At 71.9% G+C, this 15,487-nt stretch carries 14 protein-coding genes and 1 tRNA gene; 8 read left to right on the plus strand and 7 right to left on the minus strand.

Going from position 1 to position 15,487, the window contains the following annotated elements:
* The first annotated feature begins 159 nt into the window (after positions 1–159).
* The gene (locus ABD126_RS34650) at positions 160–966 is read left to right on the plus strand and encodes a mechanosensitive ion channel family protein (protein WP_343939084.1); all 807 of its coding nucleotides are present in this window, start codon (positions 160–162) and stop codon (positions 964–966) included.
* A 169-nt stretch (positions 967–1,135) separates the two neighbouring features.
* Here the strand turns inward: ABD126_RS34650 and ABD126_RS34655 are convergent, their stop codons facing one another.
* A complete protein-coding gene (locus tag ABD126_RS34655) occupies positions 1,136–2,386 on the minus strand; it encodes a phytase (protein ID WP_343939086.1) in 1,251 nt (416 codons plus the stop codon).
* Between the two features lie 153 nt (positions 2,387–2,539).
* On the opposite strand from ABD126_RS34655, the gene pnuC reads away from it, so the two are divergent.
* The gene (pnuC, locus tag ABD126_RS34660) at positions 2,540–3,184 is read left to right on the plus strand and encodes a nicotinamide riboside transporter PnuC (protein WP_343939088.1); all 645 of its coding nucleotides are present in this window, start codon (positions 2,540–2,542) and stop codon (positions 3,182–3,184) included.
* Positions 3,185–3,204: 20 nt separating this feature from the next.
* Here the strand turns inward: pnuC and ABD126_RS34665 are convergent, their stop codons facing one another.
* The 3 genes from ABD126_RS34665 to aceE all read right to left on the minus strand — a co-directional run bounded on the left by ABD126_RS34665 (position 3,205) and on the right by aceE (position 9,426).
* A complete protein-coding gene (locus tag ABD126_RS34665; RefSeq protein WP_343939090.1) occupies positions 3,205–4,440 on the minus strand; it encodes an ABC transporter substrate-binding protein in 1,236 nt (411 codons plus the stop codon).
* A complete protein-coding gene (locus ABD126_RS34670) occupies positions 4,437–6,425 on the minus strand; it encodes a substrate-binding domain-containing protein (protein WP_343939092.1) in 1,989 nt (662 codons plus the stop codon). The genes ABD126_RS34665 and ABD126_RS34670 overlap by 4 nt, the downstream gene beginning before the upstream one ends.
* Before the next feature lie 250 nt (positions 6,426–6,675).
* On the minus strand, positions 6,676–9,426 hold the full coding sequence (aceE, locus tag ABD126_RS34675) for a pyruvate dehydrogenase (acetyl-transferring), homodimeric type (protein WP_343939094.1): 2,751 nt from the start codon (positions 9,424–9,426) through the stop codon (positions 6,676–6,678).
* Positions 9,427–9,721: 295 nt separating this feature from the next.
* Here aceE and ABD126_RS34680 point away from each other — a divergent pair, with 295 nt between their 5' ends.
* The 5 genes from ABD126_RS34680 to ABD126_RS34700 all read left to right on the plus strand — a co-directional run bounded on the left by ABD126_RS34680 (position 9,722) and on the right by ABD126_RS34700 (position 11,544).
* Complete coding sequence (locus ABD126_RS34680) at positions 9,722–10,153, plus strand: DUF3052 domain-containing protein (RefSeq protein WP_343939096.1); 432 nt, start codon at positions 9,722–9,724, stop codon at positions 10,151–10,153.
* 109 nt (positions 10,154–10,262) lie between these two features.
* Positions 10,263–10,727 carry a peroxiredoxin gene (locus tag ABD126_RS34685; RefSeq protein WP_343939098.1) on the plus strand — a complete coding sequence of 155 codons (465 nt, stop codon included), beginning with the start codon at positions 10,263–10,265 and terminating at the stop codon, positions 10,725–10,727.
* 42 nt (positions 10,728–10,769) lie between these two features.
* A tRNA-Val gene (locus ABD126_RS34690) sits at positions 10,770–10,844 on the plus strand.
* Positions 10,845–10,973: 129 nt separating this feature from the next.
* A complete protein-coding gene (locus tag ABD126_RS34695; RefSeq protein ID WP_343939100.1) occupies positions 10,974–11,138 on the plus strand; it encodes a hypothetical protein in 165 nt (54 codons plus the stop codon).
* Between the two features lie 115 nt (positions 11,139–11,253).
* Positions 11,254–11,544 carry a hypothetical protein gene (locus ABD126_RS34700; protein ID WP_343939102.1) on the plus strand — a complete coding sequence of 97 codons (291 nt, stop codon included), beginning with the start codon at positions 11,254–11,256 and terminating at the stop codon, positions 11,542–11,544.
* Positions 11,545–11,587: 43 nt separating this feature from the next.
* On the opposite strand, the gene lipA is transcribed toward ABD126_RS34700, so the two are convergent.
* The 3 genes from lipA to ABD126_RS34715 are packed head-to-tail and all read right to left on the minus strand — an operon-like array spanning position 11,588 to position 14,001.
* Positions 11,588–12,589 (minus strand): lipoyl synthase, encoded by a 1,002-nt coding sequence (lipA, locus tag ABD126_RS34705; RefSeq protein ID WP_309112963.1) that lies wholly within the window; start codon positions 12,587–12,589, stop codon positions 11,588–11,590.
* Positions 12,590–12,604: 15 nt separating this feature from the next.
* Entirely contained in the window at positions 12,605–13,519 is a 915-nt protein-coding gene (locus tag ABD126_RS34710; protein ID WP_343939104.1) for an oxidoreductase, read from the minus strand.
* 20 nt (positions 13,520–13,539) lie between these two features.
* Positions 13,540–14,001, minus strand: a complete 462-nt coding sequence (locus ABD126_RS34715) for a hypothetical protein (RefSeq protein ID WP_343939106.1) — start codon at positions 13,999–14,001, stop codon at positions 13,540–13,542.
* 128 nt (positions 14,002–14,129) lie between these two features.
* Between ABD126_RS34715 and ABD126_RS34720 the strand changes: the two genes are divergently transcribed.
* On the plus strand, positions 14,130–14,777 hold the full coding sequence (locus ABD126_RS34720; RefSeq protein WP_343939120.1) for a TetR/AcrR family transcriptional regulator: 648 nt from the start codon (positions 14,130–14,132) through the stop codon (positions 14,775–14,777).
* Positions 14,778–15,487: the final 710 nt, after the last annotated feature.

Below are 15,487 nucleotides of genomic sequence, written 5' to 3' on the forward strand. Positions count from 1 at the left end.
TCTCCCCGGTCCCCACCGGTGACTCCACTCTGGACTGTCGCCGGCCGAAGTGCCACGTCAGTCACCCTTTCGTGCCACCACTTCAGGTTGCCGGGTGATGCGGGGTGGGAAACGATCTCGGCAAGCGTTTCGGCACATTCGTTTCTGAGGAGGGGCGTCGTGGGCTCCCAGATCACCGAAGGACTCGGACAGGCGTGGGCGATGGTGGCCACGTTCGTGCCGAAGCTCCTCGGCTTCCTGCTGGTCCTGTTCATCGGCTGGCTCATCGCCAAGGCGCTCGCCAAGGCCGTCGGGTTCCTGCTGAACCGGGTCGGGTTCGAGCGGCTGGTCGAGCGGTCCGGCCTGCGCGGGGCGATGGCGCAGACGCCCATCGACGCGTCCGGGCTGATCGTCAAGATCGTCTACTACTTCGTGCTGCTCATCGCGTTGCAGATGGCGTTCGGGGTGTTCGGCACCGGCAACGCGGTCAGCGCGCTGCTCAACGACGTGATCGCCTACCTGCCGCGGATCGTGGTGGCGATCGTGCTGGTCCTGGTGGCCGCCGCGATCGGCAAGGCGCTGCGCGGGCTGGTGACCGGGGCGCTGGGCGCGCGGCCGTACACGCGGATGCTGGGCGGCATCACGTACGGGTTCGTCGTGGCGCTGGGCGTGATCGCGGCGCTGAACCAGCTGGGCATCGCGGTGTCGGTGACCATGCCGGTGCTCATCACGGTGCTGGCGACGGTGGCGGGCGTCATCGTGATCGGCGTGGGCGGCGGCCTGGTGCGCCCGATGCAGCAACGCTGGGAGGGCTGGTTGGACCGCATGCAGGAGGAGGCGAAGAGCGCCCCGCGGCCCCGGCAGTCCCAGGACCCCATGTCGCAGCCGCAGTCCGCGACGCGGGTGGGTGCGGGCGCCCGCACGTCCCCGATGGACACCCCGACCCCGCCGGCCGGGATGCCCATGCCCCCGGCCGACGGCCGCTGACCCGGGCGCGCTGACCCGGGCGCGCTGACCCGGGCGCGCTGACCCGGGCGCGCTGACCCGGGCGCGCTGACCCGGGCAGGCCGGCTTCAGGCACGCTCGCGGAGCCCCGTTCGGAACCACCGGACGGGGCTCACGCGCGCCACCGCCACTCCGCAGCCGTCCGCCCCGGCTACAGCTCGTCCAGCACGTCTTCCCAGCTCACGTACGCGAACCCGGTGGTCGCCAGGTCACCCACCGCGGGCGTCCGCTCGCCGTCGTGCACGACCAGCAAGCCCTCCTCGTACTCGTCGCCCAGGTCGCCCACCACCAGCTGCGCCCCGTCCGAGTGCTCGACCGAGTCCTTCCCGTCGCCCGCGCCCACCGCGAACCCGCCCACGTACCGGTTGCGGCCGGTCCGCTCGTAGACCACGAAGCGCGAGTCGCCCTGGCTCGACGCCACCAGGTGGTCGCCGCCGATGGTCAGGCCCTCCGCGTCCGCCTCCAGGTGCCGCCCGCCGAAGCCCGGGTCCGGACCCGACACCGAGCACTCCTCCGTCTCCGGGTCGTACGTCCGCGGCACCCCGAAGGACCCGACCCGGTCGATCAGCTTCGGCGTCCCGAACCCGTCCGCCGCCAGCGGGATCCGCCAGATGCCCACGTCCTCCTGCGCCGCGTAGAGCACGCGGTTGGCCGAGTCGACGACCATGCCTTCCAACTGCGGACCCTCGCCCGGCTCGCCGCACGGCGTCCACGACGTGCCGTCGGGCAGCGGGAACGTCGAGGGCAGGTCCACAGTGGACACGACCTTCGTGCCCACCGTCCCGCCGGCCGCGGGCACGACGTGCAGCAGGGCCACCCGGGTCTCGTCGCGCCGGTTCACCACGACCACCGGCGTGCGGTCCACCTGTCCCGCCGCCAGGCCGTACACCGTGCGCTGCTCGTCCACTTCCTCCTCGGACGCCGAGAACACCGGCCGCGCCGCCGGGTCGGTGACATCCCTGACCACGGCCGAACCCGCCGCCGAACCCCGGCCGTCGATCTCGTACACGCGCACCCGGTCCCGGCCCCGGTCGCTGACGAACGCCAGGTCACGGCGGACACCGCCCACGGCGGCCCGCAGCACGTCCACGTTGTTGTACCGGCCGGGCTTGGCGTCGGGGTGCGGCGGCCGGGGCGCCGGGTAGGTGCCCAGCGTGCGTCCCCGCAGGTCGAACGCCGCCAAGCCACCCTCCTTCAACGTCCCCAGCACCACGCTGCGCTCGGCGGAACAGGGGTGCACCCAGATCGCGGGGTCGTCGGCGTCGGCGTTCGCCGGCGCGCCGGACGCGTCGTCCACGAACGCACGCGTCTGCGCGACCGGCACGACCACCGGGTCAGGGGACGCCGCCGCCACGGGTGCGACGGCCAGCAACGGCACAAAGGCCAGGACAAGGGCTCGCATTCGCGGCAAAGTACGCACCACCGATGTACGCCCGCTGACGGCAAGGTGTACGCGAGACCGCAAGCACGCAAGGCCATGTCACGCGCCACACCGACGGCAGGAACACACGGCGCCGGCCAGGTGTTGCCGCGCAGTAGACGCTTGGAGGACGCGATGCACGTCTTGCTGGATCAGGGCTTCACCGTCTTCGGCCAGAAGGTGTCCTACGCCGAGTTCATCGGCCAGGTCTTCGCCCTCGTGGTCGTGTACCTCGCCCAGCGGCGCTCGCTGTGGACCTGGCCGGTGCAGCTGGTCTCGGTCACCCTGCTCTTCGTCGTGTACGTCTCCGCGCACCTGGGCGGCACCGCGGCCCGGCAGGTCGTGATCGCCCTGATCACCCTCTACGGCTGGTGGGCCTGGACCAAGCGGCGCGACCCGGTCTTCGGCGTCGTCGTCCGCAAGGGCACGGTGAAGGAACGCCTCGCCGTCGTCGCCGCCTTCGCGGTGGGCACCACGGCCTTCGCCCTGGTCCTGGACGCACTCAACGCCTCCTGGGCGCCCTGGCCGGACGCCGCGCTGTTCGTCGGCACCGTCCTCGCCTTCACCCTCCAGGGCTTCGGCCTGGTCGAGTTCTGGCTGGTGTGGCTGGTGGTGGACGCGATCGGCGTGCCGCTGCAGATCCAGTCGGGCCTGTACTTCAGCGCGCTGGTCTACACGATCTTCGCGGTCCTGGTGATCCGCGGCTGGATCGACTGGAACCGCGAGGCCAGGCGGGCGGCGAAGTCCCTCGCGAACGACCCCGGACTGGCGACCGGCTGACGCGCGGGCTGGCGATCGGGCTAGCGACCGGCTGACGCGCGCGCCGCGTCCTCGGCCAACCGCCGCAGCTCGGCGTCCAGCGATTTGGGGTTGCGCAGCACGTTGTGCACCGCCTGCTGCACCACCCTGGTCACGTTGTCGTAGTGCGCCGTCCGCGGTCGGTTCCGGGCGTTGTGGACCGCGGCCTCCAGCACCACCAGGTGGGGGAGGCGGGCCCGCAGCTCGGGCTCCCGGTACAGGCTGGTCAGCGTCGGCGGGTAGCCCGCCTGGGTGAGCAGCGCGGCCTGGCTGTCCGGGTCGGTCAGGAACCGGATGAAGTCCCGCGCGGTGGCCTGGTGGGCCGAGCAGCGCGACACCGCCAGGTTCCACCCGCCCAGCGCCGCCGGCCCCGGCAACGCCGCCATCCCGAACTTCCCGTTCAACGGCGACGCCTCCAGCTCCGCCCGCGCGTACGGCCAGGTCCGCAGGAACAGCGCCCGCCCCTCCAGGAACTCCCGCAGGCTCGCCGCCTCGTCGTAGCGCAACGCCTCCTGCGGGATCCAGCCCCGCTCCACCCCGCCGGCCAGCCGCCCGACCCCGGCCCGCGCGCCCGGACCGGCCCAGTCGTCCGCGCTGCCGCCGTGCCCCCAGACCGCCTCCAACGCGTTCACCGTCACGCCCTCGTACTGCCCGAGCTGCCCGACGAACCCGGCGACCCCGTACTTCGGCGCGATCGTCGCCGCCTGCCGCTCCAACTGGTCCCACGACGTCGGCCGGCTCGCGCCCTCCCGGGCCAGCAGGTCGCCGCGGTAGAACAGCACGCCCGCGTCCGCCCGCCAGGGCACCGCCCACAGCGTCCCGTCCACCCGGGCCGACTCGACGGCCGCGGGCAGGAACCGGTCCGGCCCGATCTCGCCCTCGGGCCACCGCGCCAGGTAGTTGGCCTGCGCGAACGCCGCCGTCCACACCACGTCCAGGGTGACCACGTCGTAGCACTGCGACCGGGCGTCCGCGCCCCGCCGGCCCGCCAGGTCACCGGCCCGCGCCATGAGCTGCGCCCGGTAGTCGTCGGTCGGCGTGGGCATCGGCACGTAGGTCACCTGCTCCACCGAGCTGGCCCGCGCGTTCCACGCCTCCACCCGCTGCCGGATCGGCCCCGACGACGACAGGTCGTGGCTGTCCACGAACGTGATCCGCCCGCGCCCCTCGCGCGCCGGGTCCACCGCCGGCGCGCCGCACGCCGCCACCAGCAGGCACACCACCAACCACCGGATCACCGCGCACCCCACAGCCGGTCGGCCACCCAGTCCAGCGCGCGGTCCGGGTCGGCCGACTCCGCGCAGTCGCCGGGGTAGGCCGCGGCGAACGCCCCCAACTGGGTCGTCGCGGCGCACGCCCCCGCCACCAGCCCGATCCCGTGCACGTCGATCGAGCGGTCCACCACCGCGCCCGGCCGCACCGGCGTCGTGGCCGCGGTGATCACGACGACCGGCCGCTCGGGGCCGTGCCGCCGCACCGCCTCGGCCACCACGTCGGCGGCGCCCGCCGGCGTGAACTCGACCCGCGGCGCGCCCGGCGCGAGCGCCGCGACCCGGTCGGCCAGGGCGCGGGCGGGCGCGGACCCGTCCACGGCCAGCACCACCCCGGTCGGGTCGGCCGCCGCCCGCCACGCCGCGCGCGCCGCCGCCGGGTCCACCGCGGGCCGCACCAGCTCCGGCTTGTCGTGCCGCACCCGCTCGTGCACGCCGGGGTTCCAGTCCGCGTCGCGGAACCCGGCCCGCCGGAACGCGCTCTGCCCGCCGTCGGCCAGCAGGTGCTCCCGGAACGCCGCCACCGCCGCCTGCCGCCGCTCGTTGGGCGGCCGGTTCCCGCGCCGCACCTCCACGAACGGGTGGTCCAGGTCGAACGTGCCCTCCACCGGGTACAGCGGGGTCAGGCACGGCAGGTCGGCGCGCCCCACGGCCCGCTCCGACGCCAGCACGGCACCGGTCGCGTCCGGGCACACCGGCCCCGGGGACGTGCGCAGCGCCGCCTCCCGCAACCGGCGCGCCGCCGTCGGGTCGTCCAGCGCGGTCGAGCCCAGCTCGGCTCCCACCACGGCCACCGCCGCGGCCAGCCCCGCGCCCGACGCCGAGGGGTCCACGTCGGCCAACCGGAACGCGGGGAGGTCCCGCCAGTGGAACGACCCGTCCGCCGGCGCCCGGTTCGGCGGCACGCCCAGCACCAGCGGCGAGTGCGCGATCGTGCCGCGGTCGAGCAGCTCGACGTCCCGGCGGCCGGTGTCCCGCAGCACCCGCACCGCCTCGTCCCACTCCCACCGGACGTCCGGCAGCCACACGTGCGGCTCCGGGCCGTTGGTCGCGAGGTCCAGGTCCGGCCAGCCCCGCCCGAGCGCCGCGACCGACGCCGCCGACGGGCGCGACGTCACGTGCACCCGCGCCCGCGCGCACCCCGTGCCGTCGCGATAGGTGTCGGCGAAGTCCGCCGCCAACCCGCGCACCACGTCCGCCTTCTCCGCCGACGACAGCACGTTGACCTGCACCGGCTCCGGGCACGGCACGGCCTCGGGCGCGCGGGCCGCCAGCGCGTCGCACGACAGCGGCACGGCCAGCAGCCCGACCAGCGCCACCACCGACCACCGGGGCCGGGGCCACGACCGGCGCGGCTGCGCCTTGGGGTGGTCGGGCCGGCTGATCCACGCCTTGCCGCGGACCTCCTTCACGTCCACCGCGACCTCGCGGTAGGAGTCGGGGTCGCACACCGGGTCGTCGCGCACGACGTCCCGGAAGAACCGGTCCGACACGATCAGCGCCAGCTCGCCCGGCCGGCGGCGCAGCTCCTCGCGCAGCGCCGTCGACTCCAGCAGCCGGAACGCCAGCACCAGGCCGTCGCCCATCACGCCGTTGCCGTCGTTGGACACCTCGCCCGCGGTGATCGCGGCCCGCAGCCGGATCACGGCGTCCGGCGCGGCGGCCTTGTTGTGCTTGCGCAGCTGGCCCGCCAGCACGTGCGGCAGGGACCCGACGACGCGGCCGTTGGGCACGTCGTGGGGGATGAGCACGAACAGCCCGTCGCCCCGGTCCTCGTGGTAGGTGCCGTCCCAGTCGTCGGTCCACGGGACGCCGCACTCGGCGAACGCCCGGATCAACGCCTCGTACAGCCCGCGCCGCACCGCCTCCTGCCCGGTGCGCCCGCGCGCGCCGAAACCGGACACGTCCACGGCCAGCATCGTGCGGTGGACGGCGGGTCGAGGCGTCCCCATTGCCCCCCTCGTCGCCGGGCTCACCCCATTCTATGGCGTGGATCACAGGGGGTTCACCGCTGTCGCGCGGACCGCCAGGGACCCGCAGGGCCCTGGAGATCGTCTGAGGGCTCCCGGGACCCCCGGTAGGGGCGTCGCGGCCGTCAGCGGGCCGCTCAGGGCCGGGAACGGCGAACGCCGGGGACTCCACCTGATCGAGTGGAATCCCCGGCGTCCGCGTCCGAGCGCACCGCCGCCGGCGGCGCGTGCGTCAGGCGAGGCCCGCGTCCGTGGTGGACGGGCCGGCCGCCGACACGTCGTCGATCTTGTAGCGGCGGGCCGCCTCGACGACCTTCGCCTGGTCGACCTCGCCGCGCTTGGCCAGCGCCTGCAGCGTGGCCACCACGACCGACTCCGCGTCCACCAGGAAGTGGCGGCGCGCGGCCGGGCGGGTGTCGGAGAAGCCGAACCCGTCGGTGCCCAGGGTGACCATGTCGGTCGGCACGTACGGGCGGATCAGGTCCGGCACCGCCGACATCCAGTCCGACACCGCCACGACCGGGCCGGCCGCGTCGGCCAGCACCTGCGTCACGTACGGCACGCGCGGCTCCTGGTCGGGGTGCAGCAGGTTGTGCCGGTCGACCTCGACGGCCTCGCGGCGCAGCTCCGAGTACGACGTCGCCGACCACACGTCGGCCTGCACGCCCCACTCCTCGGCCAGCATCCGCTGCGCCTTGACCGCCCACGGCATCGCCACGCCCGACGCGAGGACCTGCGCGCGCGGACCCGACGCCGAACCGCCCGCCTGGTACCGGTAGAGGCCCTTGAGCAGGCCCTCCACGTCCAGGTCCGCCGGCTCGGCCGGCTGCTGGTACGGCTCGTTGTAGACGGTCATGTAGTAGAAGACGTTCTCGGCGTTCTCGCCGTACATCCGCCGCAGGCCGTCCTTGACGATGTGCGCCACCTCGAACGACCACGCCGGGTCGTAGGCGATCACCGCCGGGTTGGTGTGCGCGAGCAGCAGCGAGTGGCCGTCGGCGTGCTGGAGGCCCTCGCCGGTCAGCGTCGTGCGGCCCGCCGTCGCGCCCAGCACGAAGCCGCGCGCCATCTGGTCCGCCGCCGCCCACAGGCCGTCACCGGTCCGCTGGAACCCGAACATCGAGTAGAAGATGTAGATCGGGATCATCGGCTCGCCGTGCGTCGCGTACGACGTGCCGGCGGCGGTGAACGACGCCGTCGAACCGGCCTCGTTGATGCCCTCGTGCAGGATCTGCCCCTGCTCGGACTCCTTGTACGCCAGCATGAGTTGCGCGTCCACGGACGTGTACATCTGCCCGTTGGGGTTGTAGATCTTCTGCGCCGGGAACATCGAGTCCATGCCGAACGTGCGCGCCTCGTCCGGGATGATCGGCACGATCCGGCCGCCGATCTCCGGGTCCTTGGCCAGGTCGCGGACCAGCCGGACGAACGCCATCGTGGTGGCGACCTCCTGCTTGCCCGAGCCCTTGCGCACCACGTCGTAGACCTTGTCGCCGGGCAGCACCAGCGCCTTGGACTTCGCCCGGCGCTCGGGCACGAACCCGCCGAGCTGCTTGCGGCGCTCCAGCAGGTACTGGATCTCCGGGGCGTCGTCGCCGGGGTGGTAGTACGGCGGCAGGTACGGGTCGAGGTCGGCGTCGGAGATCGGGATGCGCAGGCTGTCCCGGAAGAGCTTGAGGTCCTCCAGGGTCATCTTCTTCATCTGGTGGGTGGCGTTGCGCGCCGCGAAGTGCGGGCCCAGGCCGTAGCCCTTGATGGTCTTGGCGAGGATGACCGTCGGCTGGCCGTGGTGCTCCACCGCCGCCTTGTACGCCGCGTAGACCTTGCGGTAGTCGTGGCCGCCGCGCTTGAGGTTCCACACCTCGTCGTCGGACATCGGCGCGACCAGCTCCTTGGTCCGCGGGTCGCGGCCGAAGAAGTGCTCCTTGACGTACGCGCCGTCGTTGGCCTTGTAGGTCTGGTAGTCGCCGTCGGGCGTGGTGTTCATCAGGTTCACCAGCGCGCCGTCGCGGTCGGCGTGCAGCAGGGCGTCCCACTCACGGCCCCAGATGACCTTGATGACGTTCCAGCCGGCGCCCCGGAAGAACGCCTCCAGCTCCTGGATGATCTTGCCGTTGCCGCGGACCGGGCCGTCCAGGCGCTGCAGGTTGCAGTTGACCACGAAGGTCAGGTTGTCCAGCTGCTCGTTGGCCGCGACCTGGAGCAGGCCGCGCGACTCCGGCTCGTCCATCTCGCCGTCGCCCAGGAACGCCCACACGTGCTGGTCGGAGGTGTCCTTGATGCCGCGGTCGTGCAGGTAGCGGTTGAACCGCGCCTGGTAGATCGCGTTCATCGGGCCCAGGCCCATGGAGACGGTCGGGAACTCCCAGAAGTCCGGCATCAGCCGCGGGTGCGGGTAGGACGGCAGGCCGCCGCCGGGGCCGGCGTGCGAGTGCTCCTGGCGGAAGCCGTCGAGCTGCTCGGCGCTCAGGCGGCCCTCCAGGAACGCCCGCGCGTACACACCGGGTGACGCGTGGCCCTGGATGAACACGTGGTCACCACCACCCGGGTGGTCCTTGCCCCGGAAGAAGTGGTTGAAACCCACCTCGTAGAGGCTCGCGCTGGAGGCGTAGGTCGAGATGTGACCGCCGACACCGACGCCGGGCCGCTGCGCGCGGTGCACGGTGATCGCCGCGTTCCACCGGATCCACGCCCGGTAGCGCCGCTCCACCTCCTCGTCACCGGGGAACCACGGCTCCCGCTCGGTGGGGATGGTGTTGACGTAGTCCGTGCTGGTCAGCGAGGGGACGCCGACGTGGCTCTCGCGGGCCCGCTCCAACAGGCGCAGCATCAGGTACCGGGCTCGCTGCTGACCGCCGCCCTTGAGCACGGCGTCGAACGACTCCAGCCACTCCGCGGTCTCCTCCGGGTCGATGTCCGGCAGGTGGGCGGCCAGGCCGTCACGGATGACGCGCACCCGTTCGGGAGTGTTCTGCGGGCTCAAGGGATCTCCTCAATCCGGGGTTCTCTGGTTCCCATCGTTGCCTTCAAGACACCGTCCCGTCACCGCTACCGGTGAGTAGTTCTGGATCGTGTCCCTCGCGCGCGCGAATAGGAGGTATGTAGAGCCTGCCTCATCCGGATGGTGGACCGCATCCGGGGGTACCCGATGCGGCGTGTCCCGGCCCTTACGGTTGCGCTTGCCTGGTGTGACAGTGTTCGCTAGCCGCGACTGGTAGTGATGTCGCGCGGCAGTCGAACCCGGCTGCCGCTCTTGTGTACTTGGAGGAGTGGAAGCCGTGGTCGCCGCGGAAGACGCCGGCAAGGTCGGTGTCGCCGAGAGGCTCGGGATCGACCCGGGCGCTGTGGTCCAGGAAATCGGCTGGGGAGAGGACGTCGACGACGACCTCCGTGCGGCGGTCGAGGAGCGCATCGGCAGCGATCTGCTCGACGAGGACGCCGACGAGGTCGTGGACGTGGTCCTGCTGTGGTGGCGCGAGGACGACGGCGACCTGGTGGACGCCCTGGTCGACGCCATCGGCCCGCTCGCGGACGAGGGCGTGATCTGGGTCCTGACGCCCAAGACCGGGCGGCCCGGGTACGTCGAGCCGAGCGACATCGCCGAGGCCGTGCCGACCGCGGGGCTCGCCCAGACCTCCGCCATCAGCGCGAGCGCGGACTGGGCGGCGACCAAGCTGGTCTCGCCGAAATCCGCCAAGTCCAAGCGCTGAGACGTCGCATTCGGCCGCCCCGACCCGTGCCGCTAGGCTCGACGGCGGGCTCCGCACGGAGCCCGTCTTCTTGGGCTGGGCACATTTCCACTTGGCGGAAGGGCGAGGAATGTCGGTCGAGGTCGGTTCGCAGGCTCCGGACTTCACGCTCAACGACTACAACAAGCAGCCGGTGACGCTGTCGTCGTTCCGCGGCGAGCGCAACGTCCTGCTGGTGTTCTACCCGTTCGCGTTCAGCGGCATCTGCACGGGCGAGCTGTGCCAGGTGCGCGACGAGCTGGCCACGTACGAGGGCGAGAACGTGCAGGTCATCGGCGTGTCCGTGGACACGCCGTTCAGCCTGAAGGCGTGGGCGGAGCAGCAGGGCTACACCTTCCCGCTGCTCTCCGACTTCTGGCCGCACGGCAAGGTCGCGACGGAGTACGGCGTGTTCAACGAGGCCGCGGGCCTGGCCAACCGCGGCACGTTCCTGATCGACACCGAGGGCGTGGTCCGCTACGCCGAGGTCAACGCGCCGGGCGAGGCGCGCGACCAGGAGGCGTGGAAGAAGGCCGTCGCCGAGCTGGGGGCCTGATAGCGTTTGCCCCGGAGTCGGCCGGTCGGCCGACCCCGGACCGGGCGTGTAGCTCAGCGGAAGAGCACTCGGTTTACACCCGAGCGGTCGCAGGTTCGAATCCTGTCGCGCCCACCAGTGTGGGGTATTTCACAAATCGCCGGTAATCGCCTTCCCGAGGCGGTCGCGGCATTTCGCAATTCCGCACCCGCGATGTCCACCATCAGGGTATTGCGGACCGGTTACGCCGACAGGGACGCTGGACCGATGCACAACCCGGAGCTCCACGTCAAGCTCCCCCCGGATCTGCCGACGGAAAGTTACGAAGGCATCCGTCACGCCGTGTCCAGCCTGCTCGAACTGTGGGGCGTGGACGACGTGACGCCGCTCCTGGTCGACGCGGTGGCGCGGGGGACGGCCGACCGCCGCTGAGCCGTCCGCACGCCCTCCCGACGCCTCGCCACGCCGGATTAGGGGTTGCCAACCGGGGCTGCGGGGGTGGTGCGCCCCCTATGCCTAACAGCGTTCAGGACGTAGCTTGTCCGCCATGTCGCCCAAGACGGTCGCCGCGGTGGTGGGGGTCGCTTTCTTCCTGGCCGGGTTGTTGATCATGTTGCTGCCGCTGTCCACCGACTCGCCCTCGGGCGTCGCCGTCTCGTGCGGCAACAGCGTGGGCATGGGGTTCGACGAGGTCGCCGTCGAGGCCGAAGGGGGCGCGCTGGTCGAGATCTGCTCGCGGCTGCGGGTGGAGCGGCTCGCCTGGGCCGCGCCGGTGACCGTGGTGGGCGCGTTGTTCGTCGTGGGGGCCGCGGTGGTGCGGCGGCGGTCTTCGGCATGACGAAGCCCCCGACCGCGCCGGCCGGGGGCTTCCGACGAGCTGCCTAGCGGGCCAGCAGCGAGGTGATCTCCTGGGCCGCGCCGCCCGCCTCCAGCAGGTGGCGCAGGTTCTCCGGGAGCACGTCGCCGCGCTTCTGCACGGCCTGCGCGTACAGGCGTCCCGCGCGGTAGGAGGAGCGGACCAGCGGGCCCGCCATGACGCCGGAGAAGCCGATGCCCTCGGCGGTCTCCTTGTGCACCACGAACTCCTCCGGCTTCACCCAGCGCTCGACCGGGTGGTGCCGCGGCGACGGGCGCAGGTACTGCGTGATCGTGATGATCTCGCAGCCCGCGTCGTGCAGGTCGTGCAGCGCCTCGGTCACCTCCTCCGGCGTCTCGCCCATGCCGAGGATGAGGTTCGACTTGGTCACCAGGCCGGCCTCGCGGGCCTTCGTGATGACCTCCAGCGACCGCTCGTAGCGGAACGCCGGGCGGATGCGCTTGAAGATCCGCGGCACGGTCTCCAGGTTGTGCGCGAGCACCTCGGGGCGCGAGTCGAACACCTCGGCCAGCTGCTCGGGCACCGCGTTGAAGTCCGGGATCAGCAGCTCGACGCCCGTGCCCGGGTTGAGCGCGTGGATCTGGCGGACGGTCTCGGCGTACAGCCACGCGCCGCCGTCTTCGAGGTCGTCACGCGCCACACCCGTGACGGTGGAGTAGCGCAGGCCCATGGCCTGGACGGACTCGGCGACCCGGCGCGGCTCGTCGCGGTCGAGGTCCGCGGGCTTGCCGGTGTCGATCTGGCAGAAGTCGCAGCGTCGGGTGCACTGCTCGCCACCGATGAGGAAGGTGGCCTCCCGGTCTTCCCAGCACTCGTAGATGTTGGGACAACCGGCCTCTTCGCACACCGTGTGCAGGCCCTCGCGCTTGACCAGACCCTTGAGCTCCCGGTACTCGGGGCCCATCTTCGCCTTGGTCTTGATCCACGAGGGCTTCTTCTCGATGGGCGTTTGGCTGTTGCGCACCTCTAGGCGCAGCAGCTTCCGACCTTCAGGTACGACGGTCACGGCCTCAACACTACGTCACGCCGGGTCCGGCGCGACGCCCGTGAGCTTGGCCGTCAGGTCCCACAGGCGGCTCGCGGCCAGCTCGTCCTTGGCCGCCGCCGTGGACCCCGAACGGGTGGGGTGCCCGCGCATCCCGCGGAACCCGTCGGGGCCGTAGTACGCGCCGCCGACGACGTCCGGCGCGGTCGCCGCGTAGAGCTGCGGCAACGTCCCCATCTCGACGGACTGGGCGAAGAAGTCGCTGATCTTGGCCCCGACCGACATGACCGGGTTGCGCCGCGAGCGGGCCATGTTGGTGCTCAGCTCGGTCGCCGTCACTCCGGGGTGGGCCGCGACCGACGTCACGTCCACGCCCGCGGCCCGGCACCGGCGTTCCAGCTCGCGCGCGAAGAGCAGGTTGGCCAGCTTGGACTGCCCGTACGCGCCCCACGACGAGTAGCGGCGGACCTCGTAGTTCGGGTCGGCCAGGTCGATCGCGCCCAGCTGGTGGGCCATGCTCGACACGGTGACCACGCGGGCGTGCGGGGTGGCCTTGAGCAGCGGCATCAACAGCCAGGTGAGGGCCGCGTGGCCCAGGTGGTTGGTGCCGAACTGGCGCTCGAAGCCGTCGGCGGTGCGCCCCGGCGGCACCGCCATCACCCCGGCGTTGTTGACCAGCACGTCGAGCCGGTCGGTGCGCTCGCGGACGGCCTTCGCGGCGTCGTGCACCGAGCCCAGGTCGGCCAGGTCCAGCTCGACCAGCTCGGCCTTGTTCCCGACCCGTTCCAGCGCGCGCTGCCCGCGTTCAGGCGACCGGCAGGCCATCAGGACGCGCGCGCCCTTCCCGGCCAGCACCTCGGCGGTGCGCAGCCCGAGGCCCGAGTTCGCCCCGGTCACCAGCACGGTGCGGCCGGTCTGGTCGGGGATGTCCGCTTCGGTCCACTTCGCCATGGTCACCACCCAACAGCAAGTCAGGCGCTCTTGGCGAGCCTGCGGTGGCGGGCCGGGGCCTTCGCGCGCGGCGCGTTGCGGACCAGCGCCAGGAACGCGGCGCCGACCTTGGCGATCTCGTCGGACGGCTCGGTGAGGTCCGCGAGCCCGGCGGTCAGGGCGAGCAGCCGCTGCTCGCGCTCGACCGCGTCCTGGGCGGTCAGGTGCTCGTCCAGCACGGCCCGCAGGACGGGCTGCTCGGCGGCCAGCGCGCGCCAGGTGTGGGTGACGGTCTCGACGCGGTCGCCCGCGGCGTCCTCCAGCGCGACGCCCAGGCGCCCGGTGAGCTGCTGCATCCACCGGTAGTGCAGGGCCGCGAGCAGCTCGTCCTCGGTGGCGAACAGGTCGTGGTCGAAGGTCAGGGGCGCCGCGGGGTCGTCGGACGCGGCGTCGAGCACGGCGTCCAGAGCGTCACGCCGTCGGTAGAAGTCGGTCCAGCTCATGATCACGCCCTCCTCTCGTGATGCGGCTCATACCTGAGGTCTCTGGCATACCGCCGGTATGGCCGATAGGGCGAACATACCACGAGTACGTACCGTCGGTATGTCGTACGGTTGTGAACGTGGTGACAGTGCGGTCCAGGCGTGTCGAGTACTCGGAGTCCACCAGGCAGGCCCTGGTGGACAGTGCCGTCGAGCTGTTCACCAAACGGGGGTACGCCGGCACCTCGCTGGACGAGGTCGCCAAGCGGGCCCGCCTGACGAAGGGCGCGCTGTACCACCACTTCAGCGGCAAGCAGGCGCTGTTCGAGGCCGCCTTCGACTCGGTCGAGAACGCGTTCATGCGCAAGCTCGGCGAGATCGTCAGCGCACCCGGCGACCCGTGGGACACGGCCATCGCGGGCCTGCGCGCGTACGTGCGGGTGTGCCTGGAGCCGTCGTACCAGCGGATCGTGATCCACGAGGCTCCCGTGGTGATGGGCTGGGAGCGGTGGCGCGAGGCGGAGGAGCACTTCAGCTACGGGCTGCTGCGGTCGACCATCGAGGTGTTGATCACCAGTGGCGAGTTGGAGCAGCTGCCGGTCGAGACGATGGCCCGGTTGCTGTTCGGGTCGTTGTCGGCCGGGGCGAGCATGATCGCCGGGGCGGCTGACCCGAAGAAGGCGAGTGCGGAGGTCGAGCGCACCATCGTGCGGGTGGTGGAGGGGTTGCGGGTGAACGGCGGCCCTCGGGTGGCGGAACCCGTTCGGGAACACCGCTCACGATCCCGCCGCCGTTGACGCCGCAATCGACGCTTCTTTTCGCGCGGCGCGCGGCCTTTCGCCGCGCAGCGGCGGTTCTTCGCCGCGCAGCGGCGTTCTTCGCCGCGCTCCGCGCGGCGGGCTGGGCTCCCAGCCACAAGGGGCCTCCGTGTTCCCCACCGTATGACCTGCCCGAAGGGCTACCACAGATTGCCGGGGTCGGGCCAAAAAGTTTGCGAGGAACGAGCAAAGTTTTTCGACCGACCCCGGCAATCTGTGGTCGGCTCCGCCAGGTCATGCGGTGGGGAACACGCAGGCCCTTCCCCCCACTGGAGGCCTCCCGGCCGCTTTTAGCTTTAGAGCGCGCCAGCGCGTCCTTCAACGCGCGAAGCGCTCAAGAGCGCGAAGCGCGTCCGAGGTCAAGAGAGCGGAGCGCGTCCTGTTAGGACCCGCGAAGCGAGGGCTTGAGAGCGACAGCGTGAGTTCAAAGATCAAGAGAGCCTCGCCGGCGGGCAGGCCGCCGGGGAGGAAGAGCAAAAGAGGGGGCTTTTCCGTCCTCCCCGTATGGCCTGGCGGAGCCAACCACAGATTCGCCTGGGTGCCGCTGAAATTTTTGCTCGTCCCTCACAAAAATTTCGGCTGCACCCAGGCGAATCTGTGGTAGCCCTTCGGGCCAATGCCGCTTACTTAAGCGGCATGATGATCGGAAGGTCCGACGTATCGACTGTGGCCAGGGGCGGCGGAGGCGT

The sequence above is a fragment of the Saccharothrix mutabilis subsp. mutabilis genome, from assembly GCF_039521145.1.
In the GTDB taxonomy this organism is placed as follows: Bacteria; Actinomycetota; Actinomycetes; order Mycobacteriales; family Pseudonocardiaceae; genus Actinosynnema; species Actinosynnema mutabilis.

Coding starts and splice junctions, on each gene's coding strand:
- ABD126_RS34655 (WP_343939086.1), bottom strand. CDS start 2,386: ATGCGAGCCCTTGTCCTGGCCTTTGTGCCGTTGCTGGCCGTCGCACCC.
- pnuC (WP_343939088.1), top strand. CDS start 2,540: ATGCACGTCTTGCTGGATCAGGGCTTCACCGTCTTCGGCCAGAAGGTG.
- ABD126_RS34670 (WP_343939092.1), bottom strand. CDS start 6,425: ATGGGGACGCCTCGACCCGCCGTCCACCGCACGATGCTGGCCGTGGAC.
- ABD126_RS34685 (WP_343939098.1), top strand. CDS start 10,263: ATGTCGGTCGAGGTCGGTTCGCAGGCTCCGGACTTCACGCTCAACGAC.
- ABD126_RS34695 (WP_343939100.1), top strand. CDS start 10,974: ATGCACAACCCGGAGCTCCACGTCAAGCTCCCCCCGGATCTGCCGACG.
- ABD126_RS34700 (WP_343939102.1), top strand. CDS start 11,254: ATGTCGCCCAAGACGGTCGCCGCGGTGGTGGGGGTCGCTTTCTTCCTG.
- ABD126_RS34710 (WP_343939104.1), bottom strand. CDS start 13,519: ATGGCGAAGTGGACCGAAGCGGACATCCCCGACCAGACCGGCCGCACC.
- ABD126_RS34715 (WP_343939106.1), bottom strand. CDS start 14,001: ATGAGCTGGACCGACTTCTACCGACGGCGTGACGCTCTGGACGCCGTG.